The sequence below is a fragment of the Halovibrio variabilis genome, from assembly GCF_007991175.1.
In the GTDB taxonomy this organism is placed as follows: Bacteria; Pseudomonadota; Gammaproteobacteria; order Pseudomonadales; family Halomonadaceae; genus Vreelandella; species Vreelandella variabilis.
Map to the genome: position 1 here is coordinate 67,484 of NZ_BJXV01000003.1, position 23,899 is coordinate 91,382.

Annotated in this window: 16 protein-coding genes and 1 riboswitch; of the genes, 6 read left to right on the plus strand and 10 right to left on the minus strand. The window is 57.8% G+C overall.

What is annotated here, in order from left to right:
• Nucleotides 1-41 precede the first annotated feature (41 nt).
• Nucleotides 42-1,412 (minus strand): SLC5/6 family protein, encoded by a 1,371-nt coding sequence (locus tag HVA01_RS04215; protein ID WP_146873279.1) that lies wholly within the window; start codon nt 1,410-1,412, stop codon nt 42-44.
• Nucleotides 1,402-1,509, minus strand: a riboswitch (TPP riboswitch). (Overlaps the previous gene by 11 nt.)
• Before the next feature lie 298 nt (nt 1,510-1,807).
• On the opposite strand from HVA01_RS04215, the gene HVA01_RS04220 reads away from it, so the two are divergent.
• Complete coding sequence (locus HVA01_RS04220) at nt 1,808-2,500, plus strand: hypothetical protein (protein WP_146873280.1); 693 nt, start codon at nt 1,808-1,810, stop codon at nt 2,498-2,500.
• 20 nt (nt 2,501-2,520) lie between these two features.
• Here the strand turns inward: HVA01_RS04220 and HVA01_RS04225 are convergent, their stop codons facing one another.
• Both HVA01_RS04225 and HVA01_RS04230 read right to left on the minus strand, forming a co-directional pair.
• A complete protein-coding gene (locus tag HVA01_RS04225) occupies nt 2,521-3,528 on the minus strand; it encodes an alpha-E domain-containing protein (RefSeq protein WP_146873281.1) in 1,008 nt (335 codons plus the stop codon).
• A gap of 4 nt (nt 3,529-3,532) precedes the next feature.
• The gene (locus HVA01_RS04230) at nt 3,533-5,014 is read right to left on the minus strand and encodes a circularly permuted type 2 ATP-grasp protein (protein WP_146873282.1); all 1,482 of its coding nucleotides are present in this window, start codon (nt 5,012-5,014) and stop codon (nt 3,533-3,535) included.
• A 364-nt stretch (nt 5,015-5,378) separates the two neighbouring features.
• Between HVA01_RS04230 and HVA01_RS04235 the strand changes: the two genes are divergently transcribed.
• The 3 genes from HVA01_RS04235 to HVA01_RS04245 all read left to right on the plus strand — a co-directional run bounded on the left by HVA01_RS04235 (nt 5,379) and on the right by HVA01_RS04245 (nt 11,917).
• Nucleotides 5,379-8,573: a transglutaminase family protein gene (locus HVA01_RS04235; RefSeq protein WP_146873283.1), complete on the plus strand. Its 3,195-nt coding sequence runs from the start codon at nt 5,379-5,381 to the stop codon at nt 8,571-8,573.
• Nucleotides 8,574-8,636: 63 nt separating this feature from the next.
• Nucleotides 8,637-11,048, plus strand: coding sequence for a circularly permuted type 2 ATP-grasp protein (locus tag HVA01_RS04240; protein WP_146873284.1), 2,412 nt, complete (start codon nt 8,637-8,639; stop codon nt 11,046-11,048).
• Nucleotides 11,045-11,917, plus strand: a complete 873-nt coding sequence (locus HVA01_RS04245; protein WP_146873285.1) for a transglutaminase family protein — start codon at nt 11,045-11,047, stop codon at nt 11,915-11,917. Before HVA01_RS04240 ends, HVA01_RS04245 begins: the two co-directional genes overlap by 4 nt.
• On the opposite strand, the gene HVA01_RS04250 is transcribed toward HVA01_RS04245, so the two are convergent.
• The gene (locus HVA01_RS04250) at nt 11,892-12,599 is read right to left on the minus strand and encodes a DUF3581 family protein (protein WP_146873286.1); all 708 of its coding nucleotides are present in this window, start codon (nt 12,597-12,599) and stop codon (nt 11,892-11,894) included. The genes HVA01_RS04245 and HVA01_RS04250 overlap by 26 nt on opposite strands.
• 109 nt (nt 12,600-12,708) lie before the next feature.
• Between HVA01_RS04250 and HVA01_RS04255 the strand changes: the two genes are divergently transcribed.
• Together HVA01_RS04255 and HVA01_RS04260 are read left to right on the plus strand one after the other, a co-directional pair.
• Entirely contained in the window at nt 12,709-15,720 is a 3,012-nt protein-coding gene (locus HVA01_RS04255; RefSeq protein ID WP_146873287.1) for a hypothetical protein, read from the plus strand.
• A 150-nt stretch (nt 15,721-15,870) separates the two neighbouring features.
• Nucleotides 15,871-17,676: a GGDEF domain-containing protein gene (locus tag HVA01_RS04260; protein ID WP_146873288.1), complete on the plus strand. Its 1,806-nt coding sequence runs from the start codon at nt 15,871-15,873 to the stop codon at nt 17,674-17,676.
• 54 nt (nt 17,677-17,730) lie between these two features.
• Here the strand turns inward: HVA01_RS04260 and HVA01_RS04265 are convergent, their stop codons facing one another.
• From HVA01_RS04265 to HVA01_RS04290, 6 genes are all read right to left on the minus strand, one after another.
• Entirely contained in the window at nt 17,731-19,053 is a 1,323-nt protein-coding gene (locus tag HVA01_RS04265; protein WP_146873289.1) for a DUF2252 domain-containing protein, read from the minus strand.
• 64 nt (nt 19,054-19,117) lie between these two features.
• Nucleotides 19,118-20,617, minus strand: a complete 1,500-nt coding sequence (locus HVA01_RS04270; protein ID WP_146873290.1) for a sodium:solute symporter family protein — start codon at nt 20,615-20,617, stop codon at nt 19,118-19,120.
• Entirely contained in the window at nt 20,610-20,837 is a 228-nt protein-coding gene (locus HVA01_RS04275; protein ID WP_146873291.1) for a hypothetical protein, read from the minus strand. Before HVA01_RS04275 ends, HVA01_RS04270 begins: the two co-directional genes overlap by 8 nt.
• Nucleotides 20,838-20,908: 71 nt before the next feature.
• Nucleotides 20,909-22,318 (minus strand): amidase, encoded by a 1,410-nt coding sequence (locus tag HVA01_RS04280; protein ID WP_146873292.1) that lies wholly within the window; start codon nt 22,316-22,318, stop codon nt 20,909-20,911.
• Between the two features lie 166 nt (nt 22,319-22,484).
• Nucleotides 22,485-23,396, minus strand: a complete 912-nt coding sequence (locus HVA01_RS04285; protein WP_146873293.1) for a LysR family transcriptional regulator — start codon at nt 23,394-23,396, stop codon at nt 22,485-22,487.
• Between the two features lie 9 nt (nt 23,397-23,405).
• Nucleotides 23,406-23,882 carry a GNAT family N-acetyltransferase gene (locus tag HVA01_RS04290; protein ID WP_146873294.1) on the minus strand — a complete coding sequence of 159 codons (477 nt, stop codon included), beginning with the start codon at nt 23,880-23,882 and terminating at the stop codon, nt 23,406-23,408.
• Nucleotides 23,883-23,899: the final 17 nt, after the last annotated feature.

Genomic DNA, 23,899 nt, shown 5'->3' on the forward strand with positions numbered 1-23,899 from the left:
CGATTGGCACCTTCCTGCTTATGGTTCCTGCTTATGGCTGGCTACTTTCTAATCACCGCTGCGATCACCACGCTCACCAAGGTGGACGCCACCAGCGCCCCCAGAAATGGCCCCAAGGTCGGCACACTGCCCGGAAAGCTCGCCGCCAAGAAGCCCGCCACAAGGCTGCCTTGGCTAACCCAGCCGGGTAACACGGCCCCTATCAGCCCGGCAATTCCGCCGCCCACGGCGGCGAGGGGTGTCATTCGTTGCCACAGGCCCAGCAACACGGGAACCACAATGGCGGCACACAGTAAGTCGGCAATCAAAAACAGCCGCAGTACGGATAACCCCTGCAAGGCAATGATCACCACGGGAACCATCAAGATGAGGGTAATCCAGCGGGTAGCCACCAGTGAGACGCCGCGCTGCTCGCTGCGGGCCACTACCAGGGAAGCAATACCGTTCTGCAGGGTATCAACGCTAGAGGCCACCAAGGTAACGGCGAGCACCAACGCTGGTAACGACAGCCAAGCGGGGGCATCAGACAGCAGCGCAAAAAACGGCATTGGCGGCTCACCTAGCGCAACGCCACTCATTGCCGCCAAGGTGCCCAAGCCGCCAATGATCATCACGACCACAACGGTCATGCCACCGCCCAACCAGGCACCACGCCCCAGGCTTTGGTCATCCTGGGCCGCCCAAACGCGCTGCCAGTACCCCTGGTGAAATAAGTTGGCCGCCGTGACCGCAATGACGAGTGTTAGCGCCACACTGAGCGCGTTCGTTACGGGCACTGAAGGCAGCGCCGCCTCGCTGGGCATTGCGGGCAGCCGCCATAACGCGACGCTGCCCACCGCCAAGAGTAGCGCCAGCAAAAGCCAAGCCTGCCAGCGGTCGGTAGCAAGACTGGCGCGCAGCCCGCCCACCGCCGTATAAACAAGCGTGGTCAGTGCCACACCGATAATCACTAGCGCAGGCGGCACGTCAGAAAGTAACCCGGTGATCGCCCCGATGGCGGTTAGCTCTGCGGCCAAAAAGCAGGCCATATAGCCGACTGACACCAAGGTTACCCAGCGCCGCACCCCCTTGCCGTAGCAAGCGTCAGCGAACTCGGCGATGCTTCGGCCTTCTGGTAAAGCCCGGCGAATTTTAGGCCCGTAAAGCCCTAATACAATAAAGGGCAGGGCCGATCCCACGGCATAACCCGCCAGTGCTAACGGCCCCACAAAAGCGCCAATTTCAGGGGGTGCAAACAAAATCCAGGCGCCCATACCGGAGGCAAGAAAGGAGAGCCCAAGGGTCGAGGAGGTTTGCGAATTGCGCGCCGTGACATAGTCATCAACCGGGCCATCCACCCAGCGAGCACGTAAACCTAAATAAGCAAAACAGCATAGCGCCGCGCCAAGCACGGCTGATGTCAGGTAAAGCATGTCGCACTTCCTCCGCCGGTACGAACCGGATCAGGTTCCAGGGTCTGCGCGCTGCGCATTCTCAGCCTTTATGGCAAAGGCTCCCCTGGCGACAGTGAATGTAGGTAAATATCTAGACCCTATCTTCAATTAAAAGCGCAGCTTAGTAAAGGTTAGGCGCTACTCGCAATCTGTCAGCTAGGTTAAAAACGCACTAAAATTAATCACATAATCATTGCTTGCGATGATGCTTGTTTATCTAATTAAAACGGTTTAGCTAACGCATAGTAAAACGCTGGCATAAGAAACTTTTCATCCGCTGCCCTGCCCGCCATACTGAGCTAGCGATCTATAATAGCTAGCATAAAAAGCGGCGTGCTACTCCGCCTAAACAGCTCGTTCAAAGGGACACTGTCATGATTCATAACGAAGCCAAGGAACACACCGCTGGTCGGCTAAACGAACTATTTTCTGACCCCTATCGCGCGTTTGACAACGATACGGATGAGCGTCAGCTGCATATTCGCATTATGCTGCATATGCTACTTGCCCGCCCGATGAAACGCGGGCAAATAACACTGCGGGTTATCCACGGCTGGGAAAATGGCGGCTATGAGCCGAAAGACCTTCAGCACGTCGATTACCCGCTTAGCAACGTGGCCGATTTCAAACGCGTGGTCAGAGATTTTGAATATGCCTCTAAACACAATACCCCTTTACCCACCGACACCACCGCCGTTCTTGACGATCCGCTAACCGAGGCGATTGCAAACGCCGAAGCCCTGGGCCAGCACCTTCCCCCTGACATTCGCAGTACGCCCGCACACTGGCAGACCTTTGATGGCGGCCTGGCACTCTACACACTGTTTAAAATGTATCACCGCTTGGTGTATAGCGAAGACGACGCCTATCGGTGCACGCAGTGCCTCACATCGCACGGCCTGCGTGAAATACACGAGTTCCATCTGGAAGAGGGAGAGTTCGCGCTGCTGGTACCCCCTGCCTCACGCTTTATGGAGGAGTCTTCTCTGCTTGTATTGCATGAAAGCCAACTTGACCCGATCGAGCAGTTGCTCGAAGAAAGCCTGCCGTTATTCGATAATTTCTAAGCCTTTGAACAGGCTAGGCCCTAGTCGTTATCGTTGTCACCCGCGTGGTGTTGACTCTGGCTTTGGTGCGGCGTCGTCGCCATCGGCACGGCGTCGTCATTAACGAAATAGGTCGCGCTCAGCGTAGCGTGGATGGCGGCAAAGCCAATCTGCAGCTCGTCGATAAACGCATGCAGCTTACTGGGCGAATGAGCTAGCGCTTGAATATCGGCGTCCACCACGTCGGCACGCACCAGGGAAACCGTCGCTGCCGGGCGATCCTGGCGAGGCAAGAGCGTTAGTTCGTAGCCAAGTGTTTCCAGGCTGCAGGCAATCGAGCGCGGCAGGTTGGGGTCTTGTAACAAAAAGCGCAGCACATCCGGCCCGCGCACGCGCAGACGCACCTGCTGGCGATACATCTGATAAGCGGTGAGCGACTTTAGCACGCTCATCCACTGCAGATTCTCAAACGGCAGCAGCTCTTCTGGGTTTTGCGGCAACAGGCTGGCGGAGCGCACATCGACAATCCGCGTGGTCATATCGGCCCGTTCCAACTGACGCCCCAGCTCAATAAAAGTACGCGCCAGACCATGGCTTAAGGTGCCTTCAATGAGCCCGGTCAGGGTTTGGCAGCCACGAATGACGTTTTTAAGGAAGTTATCCCGCCGCCGCGGACTAACGCCGTTTTCTACGTGATCCGCCACGTTTAAATATAGCTGGTTAACCTCTTCCCAAATCTCCCGCGGCACCACGTCTCGGGTGGTTCTTAAATTTTCCCGGGCGCTCGCCAGCGCTGAAATAATCGAAATATCATTGTCGGTATCAGCGCATAAAAAGTGCACCACGCTACGTTCATCAAAGTCTGCATGGCGGGCGGTGAAGGCTTCCCGGCTGCCGGTCATTTCAATCAGTGGCGCCCAGCCCAGCGGCAGGCGCCCTGGCAAATCGAGCATAAGGTGACTATTGACGCTCAACAGGCGCGCGGTATCTTCTGCGCGCTCAATATAACGCGCCATCCAATAGAGGTTTTCTGCAACGCGTGACAGCATGGCGTTAGGCTCCTTTCGCCGCGGCCGCGGCCGCGTTATCGTCGGTTTCCACAATCCAGGTATCTTTACTGCCGCCGCCTTGGGAAGAGTTGACCACCAGCGAGCCCTCGATTAGCGCCACCCGGGTAAGGCCACCGGTGGTGACGTGGATTTCAGGTCCTGAGAGAATAAACGGGCGTAAATCCACGTGGCGCGGCTGCGCTAAACCATCGAAAAGGGTCGGCGTAGTCGATAGTGCCAGGGTAGGCTGAGCCATGTAGTTACGCGGGTTCGCCTTGATCAAACGGGCAAACTCTTCACGGGTTTCTTTCGTTGAGCGTGGGCCAATCAGCATACCGTAGCCCCCCGACTCGTTGGCCGGCTTCACCACCAATTCATCCAGGTGATCGAGTACATAGCGGCGGTCGTCCTCGAACATGCACAAATAGCTCGGCACGTTGGGCAGCAGCGGCTCCTGATCGAGATAGTAGCGAATCAGCGCGGGCACAAACGCATAGACGACTTTGTCGTCAGCGACGCCAGCGCCGGGGGCATTGGCCAGCGCCACTTTGCCCGCCCGCCAAGCGCGCATTAGCCCTGCCACCCCTAGCATTGATGTCGGATTAAAGGCTTCCGGGTCTAAAAACTCGTCGTCCACACGGCGATAAATCACATCGACCCGGCGTCGTCCCTCCACGGTGCGCATATATACTACGTCATCGTCGTCGACGACTAGGTCGCTGCCCTGCACCAGTTCCACGCCCATTTGCTGGGCAAGGTAAGCGTGCTCAAAGTAGGCAGAGTTATAAATACCCGGGGTCAGCACCACCACCTGGGGCTCATCCCCAGGCCGCGGCGACATCGCCGCCAGCATGTCGTAAAGATTGGCCACATAGTCATCCACGGGCAGAATTTTGCCTGAAGCAAACAGCTCCGGCAGCACCCGTTTGGTGACGTTGCGGTTTTCAAGCATGTAAGAGACGCCGGAAGGAATACGCAGGTTATCTTCCAGCACATACAGCGTACCCTCGCCATCGCGGACTAAGTCCGAGCCACACACATGCGCCCACACGCCGTGGGGAGGATTAATGCCGACACACTGGGGGCGAAAATTGACCGATTGCGCCAGCACTTCCGCAGGCAGTACTTTGTCCTTAATCACTTTTTGGTCGTGGTAAAGATCATCGATAAATAAATTCAACGCCTGCACACGCTGCTTAAGACCCGCCTCTGTTTTGCGCCACTCACTGGCGGGAATAATCCGCGGCACAATGTCAAAGGGCCAAGCCCGGTCGATCATGGCTCCTTCAGAATAAACGGTAAAGGTAATCCCCATGGTACGAATAGCGATCTCAGCGGCGGTTTTTCGCTCCGCCAACTCTTCGGCGCTAAACCTTGCCAACATGTTGCACAGTTCACCCGCTGACGCGCGTGGCTGACCGGGTGCGGCCATCAGCTCATCGTAATAGTCACGACACGCATAGTTATTCCAATTCACTTGGCTCATGGGCGCTCTCCTGGCGCTGGGGTGGACGCGGCAATGTCCTTAATGCTCAGTGTAGGTCTGCCGCGTGCAAAACATTCCAATAATTCAGAGCAATATACGTACCATCTTTTGCGTTATTTCAACGCTTGCTTACCCAAACGTTACTTATCGGAAATTTTGAGCACTCAATAGCGTCTCAGTGCACTGTTTTAGCGCACCCAAGAGGCTTCAATTTGGTGCACTAGCGCATTTCCACTCTTGTTAAACGCCTTAGGCCAGATACCAGCTGCAAAAAAGTAAAAGTGGAACGATACTTGCGGAACATTCGGTTATTCCCTAACGCAACCGACTATCCGGTTGATAACGGTTCCTTTGAGGGTGGCCCATGACCATTCGCGTTGCCTTGTATCATCGTACGACTTACCACTTTGACCGCCCGGTGCTTCTTTCGCCCCATGTGATTCGGCTACGCCCGGCGCCTCACTGCCGCACGCATATTGAGGCGTACTCGCTCAAACTCTCCGGCGATGACCACTTTATCAATTGGCAACAGGATCCCTTCGGCAACTTCAATGCCCGCGTGGTGTTCCCCGAACCACGTAAAGAGTTAACCATTGCCGTCGAGCTCATTGCCCCGATGACGGTAATCAATCCGTTTGATTTCTTTTTAGATGAGATTGCCCAAACGATCCCGTTTGCCTACCCAGCGTCATTGCGCCAAGAATTAAGCCCTTACCTGGAAATAACCGAAGCCGGGCCGCGGCTGATGGCGTGGCTTGAAACCGTCCCGCGCACCCCCACCACGACCGTCGATTTTTTGGTTGCGCTGAACCAGCGCCTGCAGGACGACATCGGCTACTTGGTACGTTTAGAACCCGGCGTGCAAAGCTGTGAAGAAACGCTGACGCTTGCCAGCGGCTCCTGCCGCGACAGCGCCTGGCTGCTGGTGCAGATTTTTCGTCATCTGGGGCTCGCCGCACGCTTTGTGTCGGGCTACCTGATTCAGCTCAAGTCGGATGTCAAAGCGCTGGATGGCCCCAGCGGTAGCGAGGAGGATTTCACCGACCTACATGCCTGGACCGAAGTATTCCTGCCTGGGGCCGGTTGGGTAGGCCTGGACCCGACCTCGGGCCTGTTCGCGGGCGAAGGCCATATTCCGTTAGCCGCCACCCCCACCATCGGCAGTGCAGCGGCGATCACCGGGTCTTCAGAAAAGTGTGAGGTCAGCTTTGATGTCACCATGGAAGTCGAGCGCATTCACGAAGACCCGCGAATCACCAAGCCGTATAGCGATGAGCAGTGGCAGCGCATCGGCGCGCTAGGCGACCAGGTTGACGCTGAGCTTAACCAGCAGGACGTACGCCTGACCATGGGTGGCGAGCCGACCTTTGTGTCGGTGGATGACATGGAAAGCCCGCAGTGGAATACCCAAGCGCTAGGCGAACACAAGCGCGAATGCGCCGAGGTGCTGCTGGCTCGCCTTCAGGCGGCTTTCGCCCCCGGCAGTGTGATTCAGCAGCAGCAAGGGAAAAGGTACCCCGGCGAACCGCTACCGCGCTGGGCGTTGGCCTGCTACTGGCGTAAAGACGGCGCGCCGCTATGGCGGAACCCACAGTGGTTAGCCTTTATGCCGGACGCGCCCGAGGTAGCCGCGGACGACGTAACCGCTCAGCGCTTTACCACCGCGCTAAGCGAGCGTTTGAGCGTGGCCGAGCGCCACTGGCACTCAGCCTATGAAGATAGCGCTTATTATCGTTGGCAAGAGCAATCGCTGCCGATCAACGTTGACCCACGCAACGCCACTGTCAACGACGGTGCTGAACGTCAGCGGCTAGCACGGCTATTGCAGCAGGGCCTGGACGCCGTGGTCGGCTATGCACTGCCCCTGCGCCATTCGCTTAGCCAGGCCCACCGCTGGGAAACTTGCCGCTGGCCGCTCAAGCGCGAGCATCTTTTTTTAGTGCCCGGCGATTCGCCCATAGGGCTGCGCCTGCCACTCTCCGCCTTGCCGTGGGCCGACCCGGATCAAGCACCGACGGAAAGTGACCACCAGAACGGCATTATCCATACCAGCCTATGCGTGGAGCCTCGCGATGGCCGTTTGCATATTTTCCTGCCGCCGCTGACCCACCTGGAACACTATTTTGATCTGATCAATAGCGTGGAAGAATGCGCCTGCGAGCTGGCTTGCCCGGTCGTCATTGAAGGCTACGCACCGCCCCAGGATTCGCGCTTGGAAAAATTGATGGTGACGCCCGACCCCGGTGTGATCACTGTCAATATGATGCCGGCAGCGAGTTGGCAAACCCTGGTGGCGCAGACCGAACGCCTCTATGCCGATGCGTGGGCGTCGCGCCTGGGCACCGAGAAATTTATGCTTGATGGGCGCCATACCGGCACCGGCGGCGGCCACCAGATCACCCTGGGTGGCATCACCCCTGACGACTCGCCGTTTTTACGCCGCCCGGATCTGCTCGCCAGCATAGTGACTTACTGGCAGCACCATCCGAGCCTGTCATACCTGTTTGCAGGCTTATTTACTGGCCCTGCCAGCCAGGCCCCGAGGATGGATGAAACCCGCCACGAGGCACTTTACGAGCTGGAAATCGCCCTCCAGCAAATGCCTGCAGGCGACCTGAATCAGCCTTGGCTAGTGGATCAGCTGCTACGCCCCTTGCTCACCGATTTAACCGGCAACAGCCAACGCGCCGAGCTGTGTATCGACAAACTCTACCCACCGGATAGCGGCGATAGGCAGCTAGGCCTGTTAGCGCTACGCGGCTTTGAAATGCCGCCGCATGCCCGCATGGGGCTGATGCAAATGCTGCTGGTCCGCGCCCTGGTGGCACGCTGCTGGAAAACGCCTTACCGGGCCAAACCAGTGCGGTGGGGCAGCGCCTTGCAGGATCGCTGGATGCTGCCCCATTACCTGTGGAGTGACCTTGGCGATGTGCTCGACGATTTACGCTGCCATGGCTTCGATTTTGACCTGGCGTGGTTTGCGCCCTTCCTGGCGTTTCGCTTTCCGCTACACGGTCGCCTGCACACTCCCATGCTGGATATCGAGCTGCGCCAAGCCATCGAACCCTGGCATGTCGCGGGTGACGAGGCCGGCGCTGGCGGCACTGGCCGCTACGTCGACTCCTCAGTGGAGCGCCTGGAAGTCAACGTCAGCGGCATGAGCGGTGACCGTTACGTGGTGACCTGCAACGGTCGCCGGGTACCACTTTCCGCAACGGGCAGAAACGGTGAAGCGGTGGCCGGGGTGCGCTACCGTGCCTGGCAGCCGCCCTTGGCGCTGCATTCGGCGCCGCATTCGCAAATTCCCATTCACGCACCGCTGGTGTTTGACGTGGTCGACACCTGGAACCAGCGCTCCGTCGCGGGCTGTACTTACCACGTGGCGCACCCCACTGGCCGCCACTTTGATACCTTTCCGGTCAACGCCTTTGAAGCCGAAGCGCGCCGACTAGGCCGCTTTAGTGACAGCGGCCATCGCCATGGCCATCAGGTCCCCAAGCTGGAATCCCCCAGCCTGGAGCTACCGCAGACCCTCGACCTGCGCTGGACGCCAAGCTAATGCTTTCCTATTAGCTAGCGGTGCAGGATAATCAGCGGCCTACTTCTCAGGATGACCAGGACAATGACGGCCCCTGTCTCTACCTCGCTTCTCGCGCCTGTTAAACATGGGCTCGTTGAGGATTACTTGAATCAGCTAGGCAAGGGACAGCCCGGCACGTTTGACGCCATGCTCGATGGTCAGGGGCAGCTGCGCCCCGGTTGGCAGAGCTTACTCGGCTGCTTGGAGGCCCTGGGTCCGGAAGGCCGCTATCAACAGCATGAAGAGATCCAGCGACTGCTAGCCGAAAACGGCGTGATTTTCAATCGGCACGACGACACCCAGGGGCGTTCGTGGCGGCTTGACCCGCTGCCCTGGGTGATTGATGAAGCGCAGTGGCAAACATTAGTGGCGGGCTTAGTCCAGCGCAGCCGGCTACTCAGCGCCCTCTATGACGACCTTTACGGGCCCAAAACGCTGTTTGCGGCGGGGCTATTACCGGCTCAGGCACTGCTTGCATCGCCGCACTTACTATTACCCTGCCATCAGTCACTGCCCGATCAGCGTTCCGCGATCAACTTCCATGCCGTGGATGTCATTCAGGACACTCAAGGCCAGTGGCGGGTAATCGCAGACCGGTTGCAGGCGCCGTCAGGCACGGGGTTTGCGCTTGAAAACCGCATCCTGATGGCCCGCGCGCTGCCCGACATGTACCGCAATGCGCCATTGAAGCGGTTAGCCGGTTTTCTTGACCTGCACCACCGCATGCTCATCGCAATGGCCTATTACCATCGTGATAATCCAACGCTTATTTTGCTGACCCCAGGGCCGTCCAGCCCGCGCTATTTTGAGCACGCCTATTTGGCCAACTATCTCAATATTGCGCTGGTGGAAGGTCAGGATTTAGTCGTCCGCGATAGCCAAGTATGGCTGCGCACGTTAGGCGGCTTAAAGCCAGTGGATGTGGTATTGCGCCACTGCGATGACGCCTATTGCGACCCGCTGGAGCTGCGCGGCGATTCGCCGCTAGGCGTGCCTGGCATGCTGCAGACCATGCGCGCAGGCAAGGTGGCCCTGTCTAACGCTTTAGGGGTGGGCATTTTGGAAGACCCCGTGCTTGCCGACTACCTGCCTGCGCTATGCGAGCACCTGCTGGGTGAGCCGTTACGGCTAGCCAATGCGGATACCTCGACGGTGCCCGCCACGGCGCCGATGTTTGATAGCCACCTGCAGCGTTTAGAGCCCGCCTCCTTGAACCTACGCTGCTTTGTCACCCGCACACCGGACAGCGCCAGTGGAAAGCGCAGCGCCGACAATGACTATCAAGTCATGCCCGGCGGTTTAGCCTGGGTCGGCAAGCCTGGGTCGCCGTCGTTAAGCAGCACCGTCGTTAAGGATGTGTGGGTCACGGCCGCCTCGCCCCAGCCCCATGTTAGCCAGCTACGCCAGGCCCGCGGCCCGGTGGTCGCCACCCGCGACGGCACCGACCTGCCCAGCCGGGTGGCCGAAAGCCTGTTTTGGCTAGGTCGCTACGGCGAACGCTTGGATACCCGCGCGCGACTATTGCGTGAAGCGCTGCTGAGGTTGATGGAGTATGACCAGGATGACATTGCCGACCAATTGCTGGATGAGCTGCTGCTGGCGTTGGATATCACCACGCTCAACGAGGACGCCGCGCAGCGTGCGCAGGCACCGCGGATTGGGTTTGAGCTAAAGCGCGCCGCGCTGCTGGCGCAATTCGATGACGTCGACCCGCAGGCGCTGCAGCCACTGTTTGCCCAGCTCATGCGCAGTGCGCGCAGCGTGCGCGATCATTTGGGCGACGACTCCTGGCGCGTCGTGCACCAGCTAGGCGAGCAAATAGCCACGTTTAATACCCATTTAGGCACCAGTGCGGCACGCCGCGCCTGCGAAGGGCTATCGGCCCAGTTAGCGGCCTTCTTCGGGCTGTGCAATGAAACCATGCCGCACCACTTCGGCTGGCGATTTATGGATATCGGCCGTTTTTTGGATCGCGTACTGGGGCTACTCAAGCTGCTCAAGCTGACTCTCCATGCCCCGCACTCACCGGGGCTTGCGCTATGGGAAGTAGTACTCGCCACTACCGATAACTTTACCGCCTACCGGCGGCGCTATCGCAGCGAGCTCCACCCCGCGGCGATTCTGGACCTCTTGCTGTTTGACGAAACGAATCCCCGCTCGGTGGGCTATATGCTCAAGCGCATTGAGCGGCAAATGGACCAACTGCCCGGCAGTTCATCGCCTTACCGTAATGCAGAACGACGGCTGTTGATTCAGGCCAATGCGGCGCTGCACTTGGCCGATATTGATCGCTTGAGCCATTTAGCCGACACCTCAGAGGCGCAAGCAGCGCTAGCGCAACTGCTGGATGCCTTGATAGCCCCCTTGAGCGCGCTTTCTGAGGCGATAAGTCAGAGCCATTTCAGCCACGTGGAGCGGCCACGCCAGCTTGTCAGCATGGAGCCCGACGCATGAACTACACGCTGCGCCATACCACCCGCTACCACTACAGCGCCCCCGTGACCCTGTGCCATAGCGAAGCCCGGGTGCTACCGCGTGAAACGCCCTATCAGCAGTGCGGCGCCTCGGCATTACAGATTAGCCCGGCGCCCCAGGTGCAGAGCGAACGCCGCGACGTGTTTGGCAATCGGGTGCTTTATTTTGCACTCGAAGAGGTCCACCAGAGCCTGGACGTCACCGTGGTCACGCCGCTTTATACCCAGCCGTTAGCCGCGCTACCGAGCACCTCGCCGAGCTGGGAAAACGTGGCTCAGCAGCTCTGCCAGGCAGGCAGCTTTGACCTTCAGCTCTACCGCCTGGACTCGCCGTTTATCCGCCGAAACGATGCATTGGCCACCTTTGCCCACCGCTGTTTTACCCCAGGCAGGCCCATCGTCGAGGCAGCGCTAGCGCTTAATGAACTGATTTATCAAACCTTTGAATACGACGCCAGCTTCACCACCCTAGCGACGCCGCTAAGCGAGGTGCTCGCCCAACGGCGCGGCGTCTGCCAAGACTTCGCCCATCTGGCGATTGGCGCACTGCGTTCGGTAGGGCTTGCCGCCCGCTATGTTAGCGGCTATTTAGAAACCCAGCCGCCACCGGGCCAGCCACGGCTTATAGGCGCAGATGCTTCCCATGCGTGGCTGGCTACCTGGATTCCCGACTGGGGCTGGCTAGCCCTCGACCCCACTAACGGCACCGTGGCCGGTGAGCAACACCCGGTGCTGGCGTGGGGACGCGACTACGCGGATGTGGCCCCGCTCAAAGGGGTGATGAATGGCGGCGGCGAACATCGTTTAGAGGTAGAGGTCGACGTCAGGCCTTCTCATAGGCGGCCTTAAGGCGATAAAACTCCTCAACGATAGCGGCCATTTCATCAGTGTCGTAATCGCAAAGACCGCTTACCACCAGCTTTTTGGAGCCGACGCCCACCGGTTCGCCAGCGGAATCAATCGAAAACTCCAGCAACGCATCGGCACGCTTACCCTGCACCTCTAACGACGACTGGTACAGCGTTAAGCCCGGTGAGAAACCATCTAACCGCTCAAGTGAAAACCCCATGCTGTCGTAAATGACCAGCGGGCGTTTAGGGTTAAACATCACCCCGTGTTGCTCCATCAGGGGCTTCAGATAGTGCGGAAAGTTTTTGCCTGAAAACGCCACATAACAGCGTGCAAATGCTTCCACCGCGGCGCTATCCTGGGTCGTTTCACCATCACGCGTGACCTGCAGGTAACATTTCCCGTGCTCATCACAAACGTGAATAGCACCGTTTTCTAACCCACTAAACTTTAGCGGCGTATCGGCTCCCACCATGTTAGTGAAGCGAAAATCCATTTGCCGCGACAAGCCAAACTTTGCTAGCACCAACGCAAACAGCAGGTCGCCGGGGACACAAAAGCGGCGTGCATCCGGGTTATGAATGGGGTTGTAATCGCCAGCCACGCCTTTGGCAAAGCGGCTGGCCTGCTCTGCGGAGATCACTACATACTCGCCGCGCTGCGTGTAAAAATCCTGAAACATGGCGTTTGTTGCCTGCCTAGCGTTGAAATCGAAAACCCGTTACTGCCCAACGTCGCGCATAATGCCATAAAACACTCCCCAACAGGAGTTATCTGCTAGGGAAGCCACTATGTCGGACGCGAACACTGGAAAACAACGCCTGCCCCGCCTGCTGCTGAAAGCGTTGATTGGTTTACTGTTGATGACGGTGATTTGGGTGGCTGGCAGCTATTGGTTACTTAACAGCCAGTGGCTACCGGAACGTATTTCTCAATTCGAAGGGATCGACATCCGCTGGGACCAAGGGGTCAGCCGCCATCCAGGCCGTTGGGAGCTAGAAGGACTCTATTTAGCCCGCGAAGATGACGCCCTGCCCATCGCGATTGAGGCCGAACACGCCACCCTTTCGCTCTCGTTGCTGGCCCTGCTGCGCGGCGAGCTGCACATTGACGCGCTGGATGCCGACGGCATTCGTCGCCTAACCATCGGTGATATAGCCCTCGAAGCAGAGGGTCAGCTGCGCGTAGAAGACACCACGCTAAGCCGCGATACGCTGGCAGTCCCCCACTTTTCCCTCGCCATTACGCATGGTCGCTTAGTACGCCAGAGCGATCAAGCCGCCCTGGTAAACGATATCCAGCTTACCGCTGAGGCGACGCTAGCCAGTGTTGCTCCCGTGGACGTCGCCAGCGGAGAACTCAACCCTGACGTATGGGCGGCGCTTTCCGCCCAGCTGCGGGTCGATGCTCAGGCGGATGCCTGGGATGTCTTTATGCCCTATCTGGACACCCTGCCCTGGCTAAGCCTGGCGGGGCGGGGTGCATTAACCGGTACGGTTAACCTGAAAGCCGGTGAATTACAGCCCGATAGCGCGCTGACGCTTGCGGCTCCGGCGCTGCGCTTAGCGGTGGACGAGCAGCGCCTGCGCACGCCCGATGATTCACCCCGCTGGCTGATTGCTGACAACCCACCGCCCAGCCACGTAGCAAGCGGTGAAGGCCAGATTCGCCTATTCGTTGACCGCGATCACGTGCATTTTAGCACCCGGCTCAGCGACGTAGCGCTGGCTGAAGCAGTACTGGCCGATACACACGTTTATGCAGAGCATGCTGAGCTACGCCTTGCCGCGCAGATCCCTAATCAACGCCTGGATCAACTGGCTCTCCCCACGGCGGCAACGCTTGAGCTGGAAGGCGACATCACCCGTTTGGATATGCTTGACCGATACCTGGCCCCCCATTCGCCCTCACAGAATGCTGAAGAGCAAGGTATTCGCCTTGCCGGCCATGGCCACATTGACGCCCAGGCCAGTATCCGCGAGTCGCGCCCTCATCGTGCCTCGCTAACGATTCGAGCAAATGAGCTGATCGCAGACACCCGGGGTTTTATCGCCCAGGGTAGCGGTTTACTCACTGCCCAGCTAACGCCGCAAGCGATGATTGACGTGACTGTTAACGTCGCCGATGCCACCTTACACCACTATAACCGGCTGCTGCTCGAAGATGCCGACATTAACGTCGTCGCATCGAGCCCCAAGGATGCAGACCAAGCGCGTGAAGCGGCATCCGCAACGCTAAGCTGGCAAGCCACCCGGCTACCCAATATCCGCGTGTTACAAGGCTATCTGGCGGCAATACTGCCCGAACCAGCGCCACTGCAAATGCTTAGCGGGCAGGCAACCAGCCACGGTCAGCTCGATTTCACCGCGACGCAGGCCAGTGGCCAGGTGTACCTATCCGGCGTGGGGATTGCCACCCATTGGCAGCACGGCGAGCAGTCAGGCACCCTAACCAGTGATATGCAGCTTAACCTCACCATTTCGCAGGCGGCGATGGACGGTTCCACGCTGGATATCAGCGGCACCCGGCTGAATTGGCAAGTTGCCGACATTGACCAGCCGAGCGAACGTCTAGCAAGCGCCTTGGTACTCACCGACGGCCGTTTTCAGCGCCTTGATGAGGTGCCCAGCGGTCAGTTTGCGCTTGAAGGCAGCGTGCAGCGATTAGGCTTTTTAAATGCGTTTCTACCCGATGCGCATGGTTTAGCCATCGCGGGTGAGGGCCAGCTCTTTGCCCAAGGCGCTTTTCGCGATGACCGGCTGTTGGCACCTACCCGACTGCGCGTCAATGCCGACCAGCTTGAAGTGACCTTTTTAGACTATCTCGCCACCGGACGTGGTGAACTCACCGCCCAACTGAATAGCGCTGAGCAAGCCCAACTCTCACTCGGCATCCCCCGCTTTGCCTTAGGGCGCCAAGACGATGACCGTCCTCATCTGGAAGGCCGCCATTTCGCCCTTACCACCCAGACAGAGCATTTCAGCGCCGTACTCGAATCGCCTCAAGCCGAACACTTTACGACGCGTATTGCGCTGCCGATTACCGAAGTGCCCGATTTCACCCGCTACAATCGCTATCTGCCAGAAGATGCCGGCATTACGTTGCTGGATGGGCAAGCCAGCCTGGAAAGCGAGTGGCTGCTGGAAGGGTTAAACGCCCAGGGGGAAATAACGCTGCGCGCTTTCGGCGCCGAGCTGGCCCTGTTGGAGCAGCGCCTGCGTGGCGACTTGCAGTTTTATTTACACTTAACCGACGGCGATCTGGAAACACAGCGCTTTACCGCCGACGACTCTTTCTTACGCTTGGAAAATATCGCTCGATTGAATGAAGGTGGCTCGGCAGATACAGGCTGGTGGGTGCAACTGCTAATGGACGAAGCACAGCTAGACTGGGCAGACCCTATTCGTCTAACCAGCCAGCTGCGTCTTGAAATGCGCGATACTGGTTTACTGGCTCGGCTATTTCTAACCCGCGCCCGGGATAGCGACTGGCTCGGGCGGCTACTGAACGTGCGCGATATCAGCGGCACTGCCCGGTTATTGATCAACGGCAATCAAATAGGTTTGCGCGACCTAACGCTAACCGGCGGCCCGCTGCTGCTGCTTGCGGATGTCACTCTGGCGGATCGCAGCGCGAATGGCGCCCTGTATGCCCGCCTTGGCGCGCTGGGATTAGGGGTAGAACTTAACCAGAGCGAGCCCACCCTGCGGGTTATTCAACCCCGCCGCTGGTTTGACCGCTGGCAAGAAGCGAATCGTTTGCCTAGATACCGGTCAACGCTGCCAGCACCAGCATATCAATAGGGCCCAGATCGGTACGCCAACACCACCCTTTTAAATGACACTCGCTACCATAGCCTGGCCTTCATTGCATTAGGCAGTATCAACCCTAAAACATGGCCTATTCGATCCATTTAGCAGTAATATAAATGCTGAAAAGCGAGGTCGTTTGCCATGCCGCCCCGTAGGTCCGCCATCTACATTAAATATCTGCTAATAATGCTACTTGCCATGCTGGCGGCTTCCTCCTGCGCGTTACAGGCGGATACGTCGCCGCAACCTCAGCCAATTCAAAACTGGGAGTATCGTTGGGGCGACTCCCCGCTAAAAGCAGATTCATCGCCGCAATGGCTGAACGATGGTTCGCCGGATTGGCACGCCATTAACTTCCCGGCCGACCCGCCCCAGCGCAATGGTCAAGAAAATGTCTGGTTTCGTACGGTGTTACCAGAGGGTAATTGGAACGACCCGGTGCTTTATATCACCAGCATGAATTTAATCGGCCAGATCTACCTAGACAACCAGCTGATTTATCAGCACGGAGAGTTCGACGCGCAAGGGCGTGGCGACTTTGCTGGCTGGCCTTGGCACATGGTCGACCTGCCCGATGACGCGGCGGGCCAGCCCCTCTACCTGCGGGTGTTCTCCTCTTACACCAATATCGGCTTATGGGGCGAAGTGCAGGTGATGGAGCGCATTGACGTGCTGAAACAAGCCATTCGTGATTCAGTTCAGGACCTGGCCGTCAGCGCCATTGTGTTGGTCTTGGCGATTCTCGCCACCATTTTTGCGTTGATTAGCCCTGAAAGACGTGGGTTCGGGGCTATTGCCCTCTTTGCCTACGCGTCAGGGTTTATGTTGCTCGCCGAAGCACCGGCGCGCCAACTAATCGCAGACAATGCACTGGCCTGGGACACACTGCGCGCGGGCAGCTACTTCACGCTGCCCGTTGCACTGGGTCTGCTGCTAAGTTACTGGCTTGAAGGCACGGCAAAGCGATGGATAACGCGGCTTTGGATACTGCATTTGGCTTATCTGGTCACCGCCATCGGCCTGGTACACCTTGGGGGTCTTAACCTATCGCTGACCTTCCCTGTGTTCGACGTATTATTGGCCGTCACACTCCCCACGATGCTGCTACTTGCCCTGCTGCGTTTTCCTCAGTTGAACCTTGAGCAGCGGTTGCTGGTCGTCAGTTTTGCCTTTTTTGGCCCGCTTTTATTGATCGACATGCTGGTTGCCCATGGTTTCCTGCCCTGGCGAAGCGTGCCGCTGAGCTATGGCACACTGGCTTTCTCACTGGCCAATGCGGCTATTTTTCTATGGCATTACCGACACACTCAACAACAGTTAGCGGCGGTCAACGAAAACCTAGAGCAGCAAGTGGCATCGCGCACCGCAGAACTCGATCAACTGGTTCAGGAATTAGAAGGCCTCTCCTTTAAAGACCACCTGACGGGACTGCACAATCGACGCCATTTCAACACGGTGCTAGACCACGAATGCCGTCGTGCTAAACAGCACGGCAGCCAGCTTTCACTGCTCATGATGGATTTAGACCATTTCAAACAGATCAATGACCTCTTTGGCCACGAGGCAGGTGATACCGTGCTGGTTGAGGTCGCTTCACGGCTTCGCCAACACTTTATTGACTTAGGCGTGGTGTGCCGAATTGGGGGTGAAGAATTTGTCGCTTTACTGCCATTGGCCTCCGCCAAAATAGCCGAATCCAGCGCTAACGACCTGTTAGCCTTAGTGTCACAAGCAGCCTATGCTCACCACGGAATACCGCTGGGACGCATCACTCTCTCTTGTGGCATTGCCACCTACCCGGACCATACCCGCGAGCCTCAGAAGCTACTCAGGCTCGCCGATGAAGCGCTTTATCAAGCCAAGCGTACTGGGCGTAACCGATGCGTGGTGTGGTCTACGCCGCTTGAAGAACCGGGATTGATGCATGACAAACAGCAACCCCAGTGAAATCAAACATGTCCTTTCTTGGCTAAAAACAGTCTTGGCTAGAAACAGACTTGGCTAATCCGACGCCGTGGCCAGAAAATGGTCGATAAACACGGCGTAATCTTGCTCAACGCAGTCGGCATAAGCCACCGCCAGTGTCGACACCACCTCAACAAACAGGTCTTCACGACCTTTTAACCGTTGGCAAACGGCATTGGCAAAGCGTGTTGGGTCCCCCTGGTTAAGCGCCTGGGCGCCGCGTAGGTGTTCACGGGCGAGAATTTGCCCCCACTGGTGCGCCAACTTGCGATACGACTTATTGCCGGACAGCTTATGGGTAGGAAAGTCTTTCTTGAACGGAGAGCGTTCGCGAACCGAAAACACTCGATCGTTCAATGTTAGCCACCCCAGATAGGGGTCTGGATGTTCCGCAATGGCATGAAAGGCGGCCGCATGACGAATACCCTCATTGGGAAACGAGCGGCGCCAGGCTCGCTTTTGATCTGCACTCATCAGCCGATAGGCTTCCGGCGCCACCTGCTCCTTCACGTCCAGCACAATATCATCGTGCTCATGATCGCGGCCGCCTTCAATCAGCACGTAGTATCGCTCCACCCCGAGCGAGCCGGTGCCTGCATCCAAGCGGCGGGCGGTATCTTTTACCCGAAAATGCTGCGGGTCGCTATCCTTGACCGGATGCTGAAGCGTTTGCTGATACTCGTGCTCAATCGTCCGGCTCAACTGGCTCGCCACATCGGCAGGCAGGTTAGCGAGTTTGCCAGGACGCTCGGCGAACAGACGGCCTTTCTGCTCATCCAGCGTGGTCCACTTTTCAAGCATGCGGGCGCGGCTCTGCTTGTCAGCCACTTTATTCATAAAGGGTTTAAGCGGGCCTTTGGCGCTTTCGAGGGTCACGGCCTCAACGGGGGTGCCGTCCGCATGGTCAGCCAGCGTTTGATAATAGCCTTGTATTAGCTTTTTAAGCGCCTTCTCAATGGCCTTTGTCGCTAACTCAGCGTTCTCGCGACCATCCAATACGATGCTGACAGCGAGCCGCCACAGGTCGTATTGATAATCTCCAATCAGGGCATCGTCAAAGTCATCCATACCATAGCGAACTTGGTCATCATGGTGCCCGTAGGCGCCAAAATTGTACGCATGGGCATCGCCCTGCAGCCACGTTTGCGTTGCCGGCCAACCACCAAATAGTGCAAAGCGCCAATCGTGCCAAACATCGTCCCAGTAAAGGTGATTAGTGCCCCGAAAAAAACGGTACGGCGACGCTGCCATTTTAGAGAATTTCGCTTGGCGGGTGGCCGTTGTCAGGGCCGAATTCGTCTGCTGAATTGCCTCGATCACCTGCTGCGGGCGATTGTGTCCTGTCAGTGCTTGGCTCATTGCGGTGGCCTACCTATAGGTGCATAAGAAATAAAGCGATCTGCTTCATGATAGGCGATAAATACTAAGAGATTAAGTCAGCGGCTTTTATCCGCTGGGTAAACCCGCGGGGCGCGGCGATACGAAAGAAACGCTCGACCACTTCGCCTTGGGTAGCCGGCGTTATCAACGAGACCGCGATAAATACCGGCAGGTTAAGCATCAGCCCCCAGAATCCCGCATGGATGCCCATGGGGTGTGACCAAAGAATAGTAAATGCCGTGGTGATCAAAAACCCCGCCACGATACCCGCCATCACGCCCAAGCGAGACGCTCGCGGCCAGAAGAACATACCAACGAACGCAGGCAGCACCTGAGAGGCAAACCCCAGCCCCACCAACAAAATCATTACCAAACTGCCAGGCTCGGCAATCGCCAGCGGCGCTACCACTAAGAACATAATGGGCAGGATCAGCAATCGAGCGAGCTTTCCGGTAGCGCCATCAGAGAGCTTTAGCATCGGCTGAAGCACATCCTTGCTGAGTGACAGCGAGACCGAATGAATAAACGGCTCGCTGGAAGACATTGAGGCGGCCAGGGTGCCTGCGCCGAGCAACCCCACTAATACCACCGGCAAGTGCTGCATGGCGTATTCGAGTACAACCGTATCGGCCCGAGCCAGCTCAGGCAGCGAAAAAATGCCGATAAAGCCGACCACCACCATGGGCAAAATCACCACGTAATAAGTGGGCAACCAGGTAGCGCTGCGGCGAATAGTCCGCGCCGAAGAGGCGCTCATCCACTGCGTCCATACCGGCGGCATAAACGAGAACATGGAAACGATGATCGAGGTTGTCCAGAAGCTAAAGCTCATATCGCCGCCTGCGCCGGGCAGGGTGAGAAACTCACTGTGCTCGGCCTGAATGCGCTCGAATACCCCAGCAAAGCTCAGCCCGCCGGTAGCGCTATGCACCGCCCAGAGGCCAACGGCCCAGGCAACGATCAGCATTAACACGCCCTGAAACGCATTGGTGCGACCAATCGCCCGCTGACCGCTGGCGTAGAGATAGACGGCTATGCAAGCCAGCACCAGCACGACCCCCAACCAAATCGGAATCATCCCACCGCTCATCACAAATAGAATGTACGCCGAACCAATGGTTTGCAGCACCGCGTAGGCAATAGAGCCAATCGCCATTACGAGCGCCGCCAGCGCGCCCAGCGCGGGGCTTTGGTAGCGGTCTGAAATGGCACTTGCCTGAGTCACGTGGCCAAACTGCTCGCCGAACTGCCACACCTTCGGCCCGAAGTACCACGCTACCAGTGCCAGGTAAGCAAGGTAGATCGCTACATAAAATACTGCGACGCCTTTGGAATAAGCCCAGCCGGGCGCGCCCATAAAGGTGTAAGCACTCACACTACCAGCGGCGATCAACAGGTAGAGCGTCACCGGCCCCATGCTGCGGCCCGCCACGCCCCACTCTTCCAGGCTATTCATGGAGCGCCCTGCCCTGGCGCGCAGGCCAATTACCATCGCAATGGCGACATAGGTCAAGGTAATGAGCAGTGGCCAAGGGCTACTCATGGTCGTCTCGCTCTACAATGCGGTTGCCGATCAACATCACCACCACGCAGGCAAAAATCACCAGGTAGCTCCACACCACTATCAGCGGCAAGCCCATCACCAAGGTGGCCCGGTTCACCAACCCAATTACCGGCCATGTGCCTGCCAGCACCAGCGCCACAAACGCAATTAATAGCCCCCAGCCCGCCCGGGAGGTAGGCAGCACCAATAAAGGTCCCATAAGTATTCCCCTTAATATTTGAATTCAAGTTTTTAATGAACGTTTTTAATGACAGATTTTTAAAAACGGCTTTATTGTGCCCCCACTTTATCAGTTGGCAGCGTTGGCCAGCGCATGGGTAGCGCCAAGCGCTCTTCAAGCAGTCGCGCCAGCTTGAGTACAAAATGATCCGCGAAACGTGAGCCAACCAACTGCACGCCAATAGGCATATCGCCGCTACTGAACCCAGCATTAAGGGAAATAGCGGGTTGCTCGCCCATGTTCCACGGCACGGTATAAGCAATGTGCTCAAAAGGCTGACGCGGATCATTAGTCGGCGATGGCCACTCAGCCGGAAAGGCGATATTGGGGGTGGTGGGTGAAATCACCGCATCGACCTCATCAAATACGCTTTCGGTAGCGCGTCGCATCATCATGGTTTGCTGGAAACCTTGCACCGCGTCTACGCCACTTAAGCGCGCGCCGCCATCGGCCCAGGCTAAAATGGCAGGCAGTACCTGCTCACGCTCTTCTGCCGAGAGCTTTAACAGCTCGCTCCACTGTCGGGCCTGCCAGAAGTGATCCAGCCCATCCAGCATTTCGCGGGTCAGTACTGGCGCCAGCGGCACCAGCGTTGCTCCGGCGGCTTCCAAATGCTTTGCGGCCTGTTCCACTTGGTGGCGAATCTCATCATCCAGGGGCAGACCACACCCCGCCTCCATCATCACTCCCACTCGCAAGCCTTTAATGTCTAACCCTAGATCCATCCAATCGATTTTTTCCGGCGGCAGACGCATCGCATCGCGTCGATCCGTACGGGCAAGTGCCGTCATCATCAGCGCGGCATCCTCTATGCAGCGGCTCATGGGCCCGGCACAGCGACCCACATAATACGGATCTATGGGTATCCGGCCCAGGGTGGGCTTAAAACCGACGACCCCGCACCACGCCGCTGGCAAGCGTACCGAGCCACCAATATCGGTACCCACATGCAGCGGCCCAAGTCCTGCGGCGGCCGCCGCGCCCGCCCCCGCGCTTGAACCACCGGTATTACAGGCTAAATCCCAGGGGTTTCGGGTTAAACCATGGAACGACGAGAGACCGGATGAGAGCATGCCAAAATCGGGGCAGGTGGTTTTTGCCAACAGCAAGGCATTGTCTTCCGCTAGGCGCGCAGCTGGGGGAGCGTCCTCCGTAGCAGGTGCTTGCTCACCCAGCCCCGTGCCCACCGGCACCGGCATCCCTTTAGTGGCAATCAACTCTTTAAGGGTGACCGGGACACCATCCAAAGCGCCGTTTGGCTCGTCTTTTGCCCAGCGTTGGGTGGATGCTTCAGCTGCTTTAATGAAGGCATCGGGCTGATAGGCATACAGCGCGTTAATGTGCGGCTCCCAGCGGTTGATATGCTCAACCAGGGCGCCTGCTACCTCACTTGGCGAGAATGTATGGGTTCGGTAGCCCGCTAGCAGCTGCGTGGCGGTTAGTTGGTATGGTTCAGGCATCACATCACCTTTTGCTGTTGTTGTCCGACGGCTGTCATCAGGCAGTCGTTATCAATAAGCTCAGCATGCACCCACACAGCGACCTCTGCTATTTCAATATTGACCGCAGAGTGTCCACAATTTGTGTGCACTCCACTCTTTCTAGATCTCTCAGGTTCAAGCCCTTTCAGGATGGCGGGTCTTGCCGGGTTTGCAGTGCACTCGCCAGCAGCGAAAGGCATGCCTCGGTGGCAAAGCTGCGCTGGCGATGGCGATAAACGCAGAGATCAATCCGCGCTGCTTCGAGCTCTAAAGGAGATAGGGGAATGCTGACGAGCTTGCCTAACTGACACTCTCGAGCTACCGCCATCGGCGGCAATACCAGCACACCCGCGCCGTTAAGGGCGAGTGCTTTCTGAGTTTCCAGCGAGGCAGTCTTGAAGGTAGGGACTAGGGTAACGCCCGCCCGGTGTGCTGCGCGCTCCAGCGCTTGGCGAGCGCCATAGGATTCATCAGGTAGGATCAGCCGGTGCTCTGCCAAGGTGTGAAGACTCACCTCAGAAGCCGCGGCCAATGGATGGCCTGGAGCCATCACTGCATGGTGGTGCAACTCGGCACTAGCAAAGGGGACAATGTCATCATGGCGAGGCATAAAGAACGACAGGCCAATATCTGCATCGCCTCGGCGCAGCGCCTCCACCATTTGGCTGGCGCTTGCGATCCCGATATCAAAACTCAAATGAGGATAGCGCTGTCCCATTTTGGCTAACGCTGGGGCTAACAGGCCAGCCACAACGCCTTCCGCTACCTGCAAGCTGACCCGGCCAGTGCGTAAACCTTTAAGGTCGGCAATATGCTCCTGCACCCGCTCAAGATCACGCAGGGTGCGCTGGGCCTGGGCGGCCAACAGCTCCCCCGCCGCCGTCAGGCTAATGCCGTTAGGGCCGCGCTCGATGAGCGGTGCGCCAAGCTGGTGTTCAAGTAAATCGATCTGGCGGCTAATCGCCGTGGGGGCGATATGCAGCTGGGCGGCAGCTTGGCGCAGTGAACGGCACCGGGCCACAGTATCGAAGTAGCGTAATGCACGCCCACTGATCATAAGCGCCCCTTAAAGCCCCAACTGTCGTGACATCACGGTGACGGTTTCGCCCCGATACTCAAGGCTTTCTAACTCCTGCCACCCCAGCCGTCGATAAAGCGACTGTTGATCAGGGGTATAGAGATAGAAGCGCTCAAGGCCTTTCGCGGTTGCTTCGGTTTCTACCTGGCGCACCAACGCAGAGGCAATACCCTGCCCCCGCCATTCGGGCACGACAAATACTGAGGCCAGCCAGGGGGTAAATTCGCGGCGAATACTCATATCATCGGCAATGAGGCTGGCGGTGCCAATTGGTGTTTCGCCTTGCATGGCCACAAAAATGGAAGGCACGCCAGCCTGTCCACAATTGGCCTTAGTACGTTCAATGGCTTGTTCTAGTGTGAGCCCTGGGTGTAAATGCCCCCAGGCTGCAAATGTCCAGCCTGCGACTACTGCACCGATAGAGTCGTCGGCCCTTAGCCGCTTGAGGATGATATCGCTTTGCATAAATGGCGCCCCGCCTT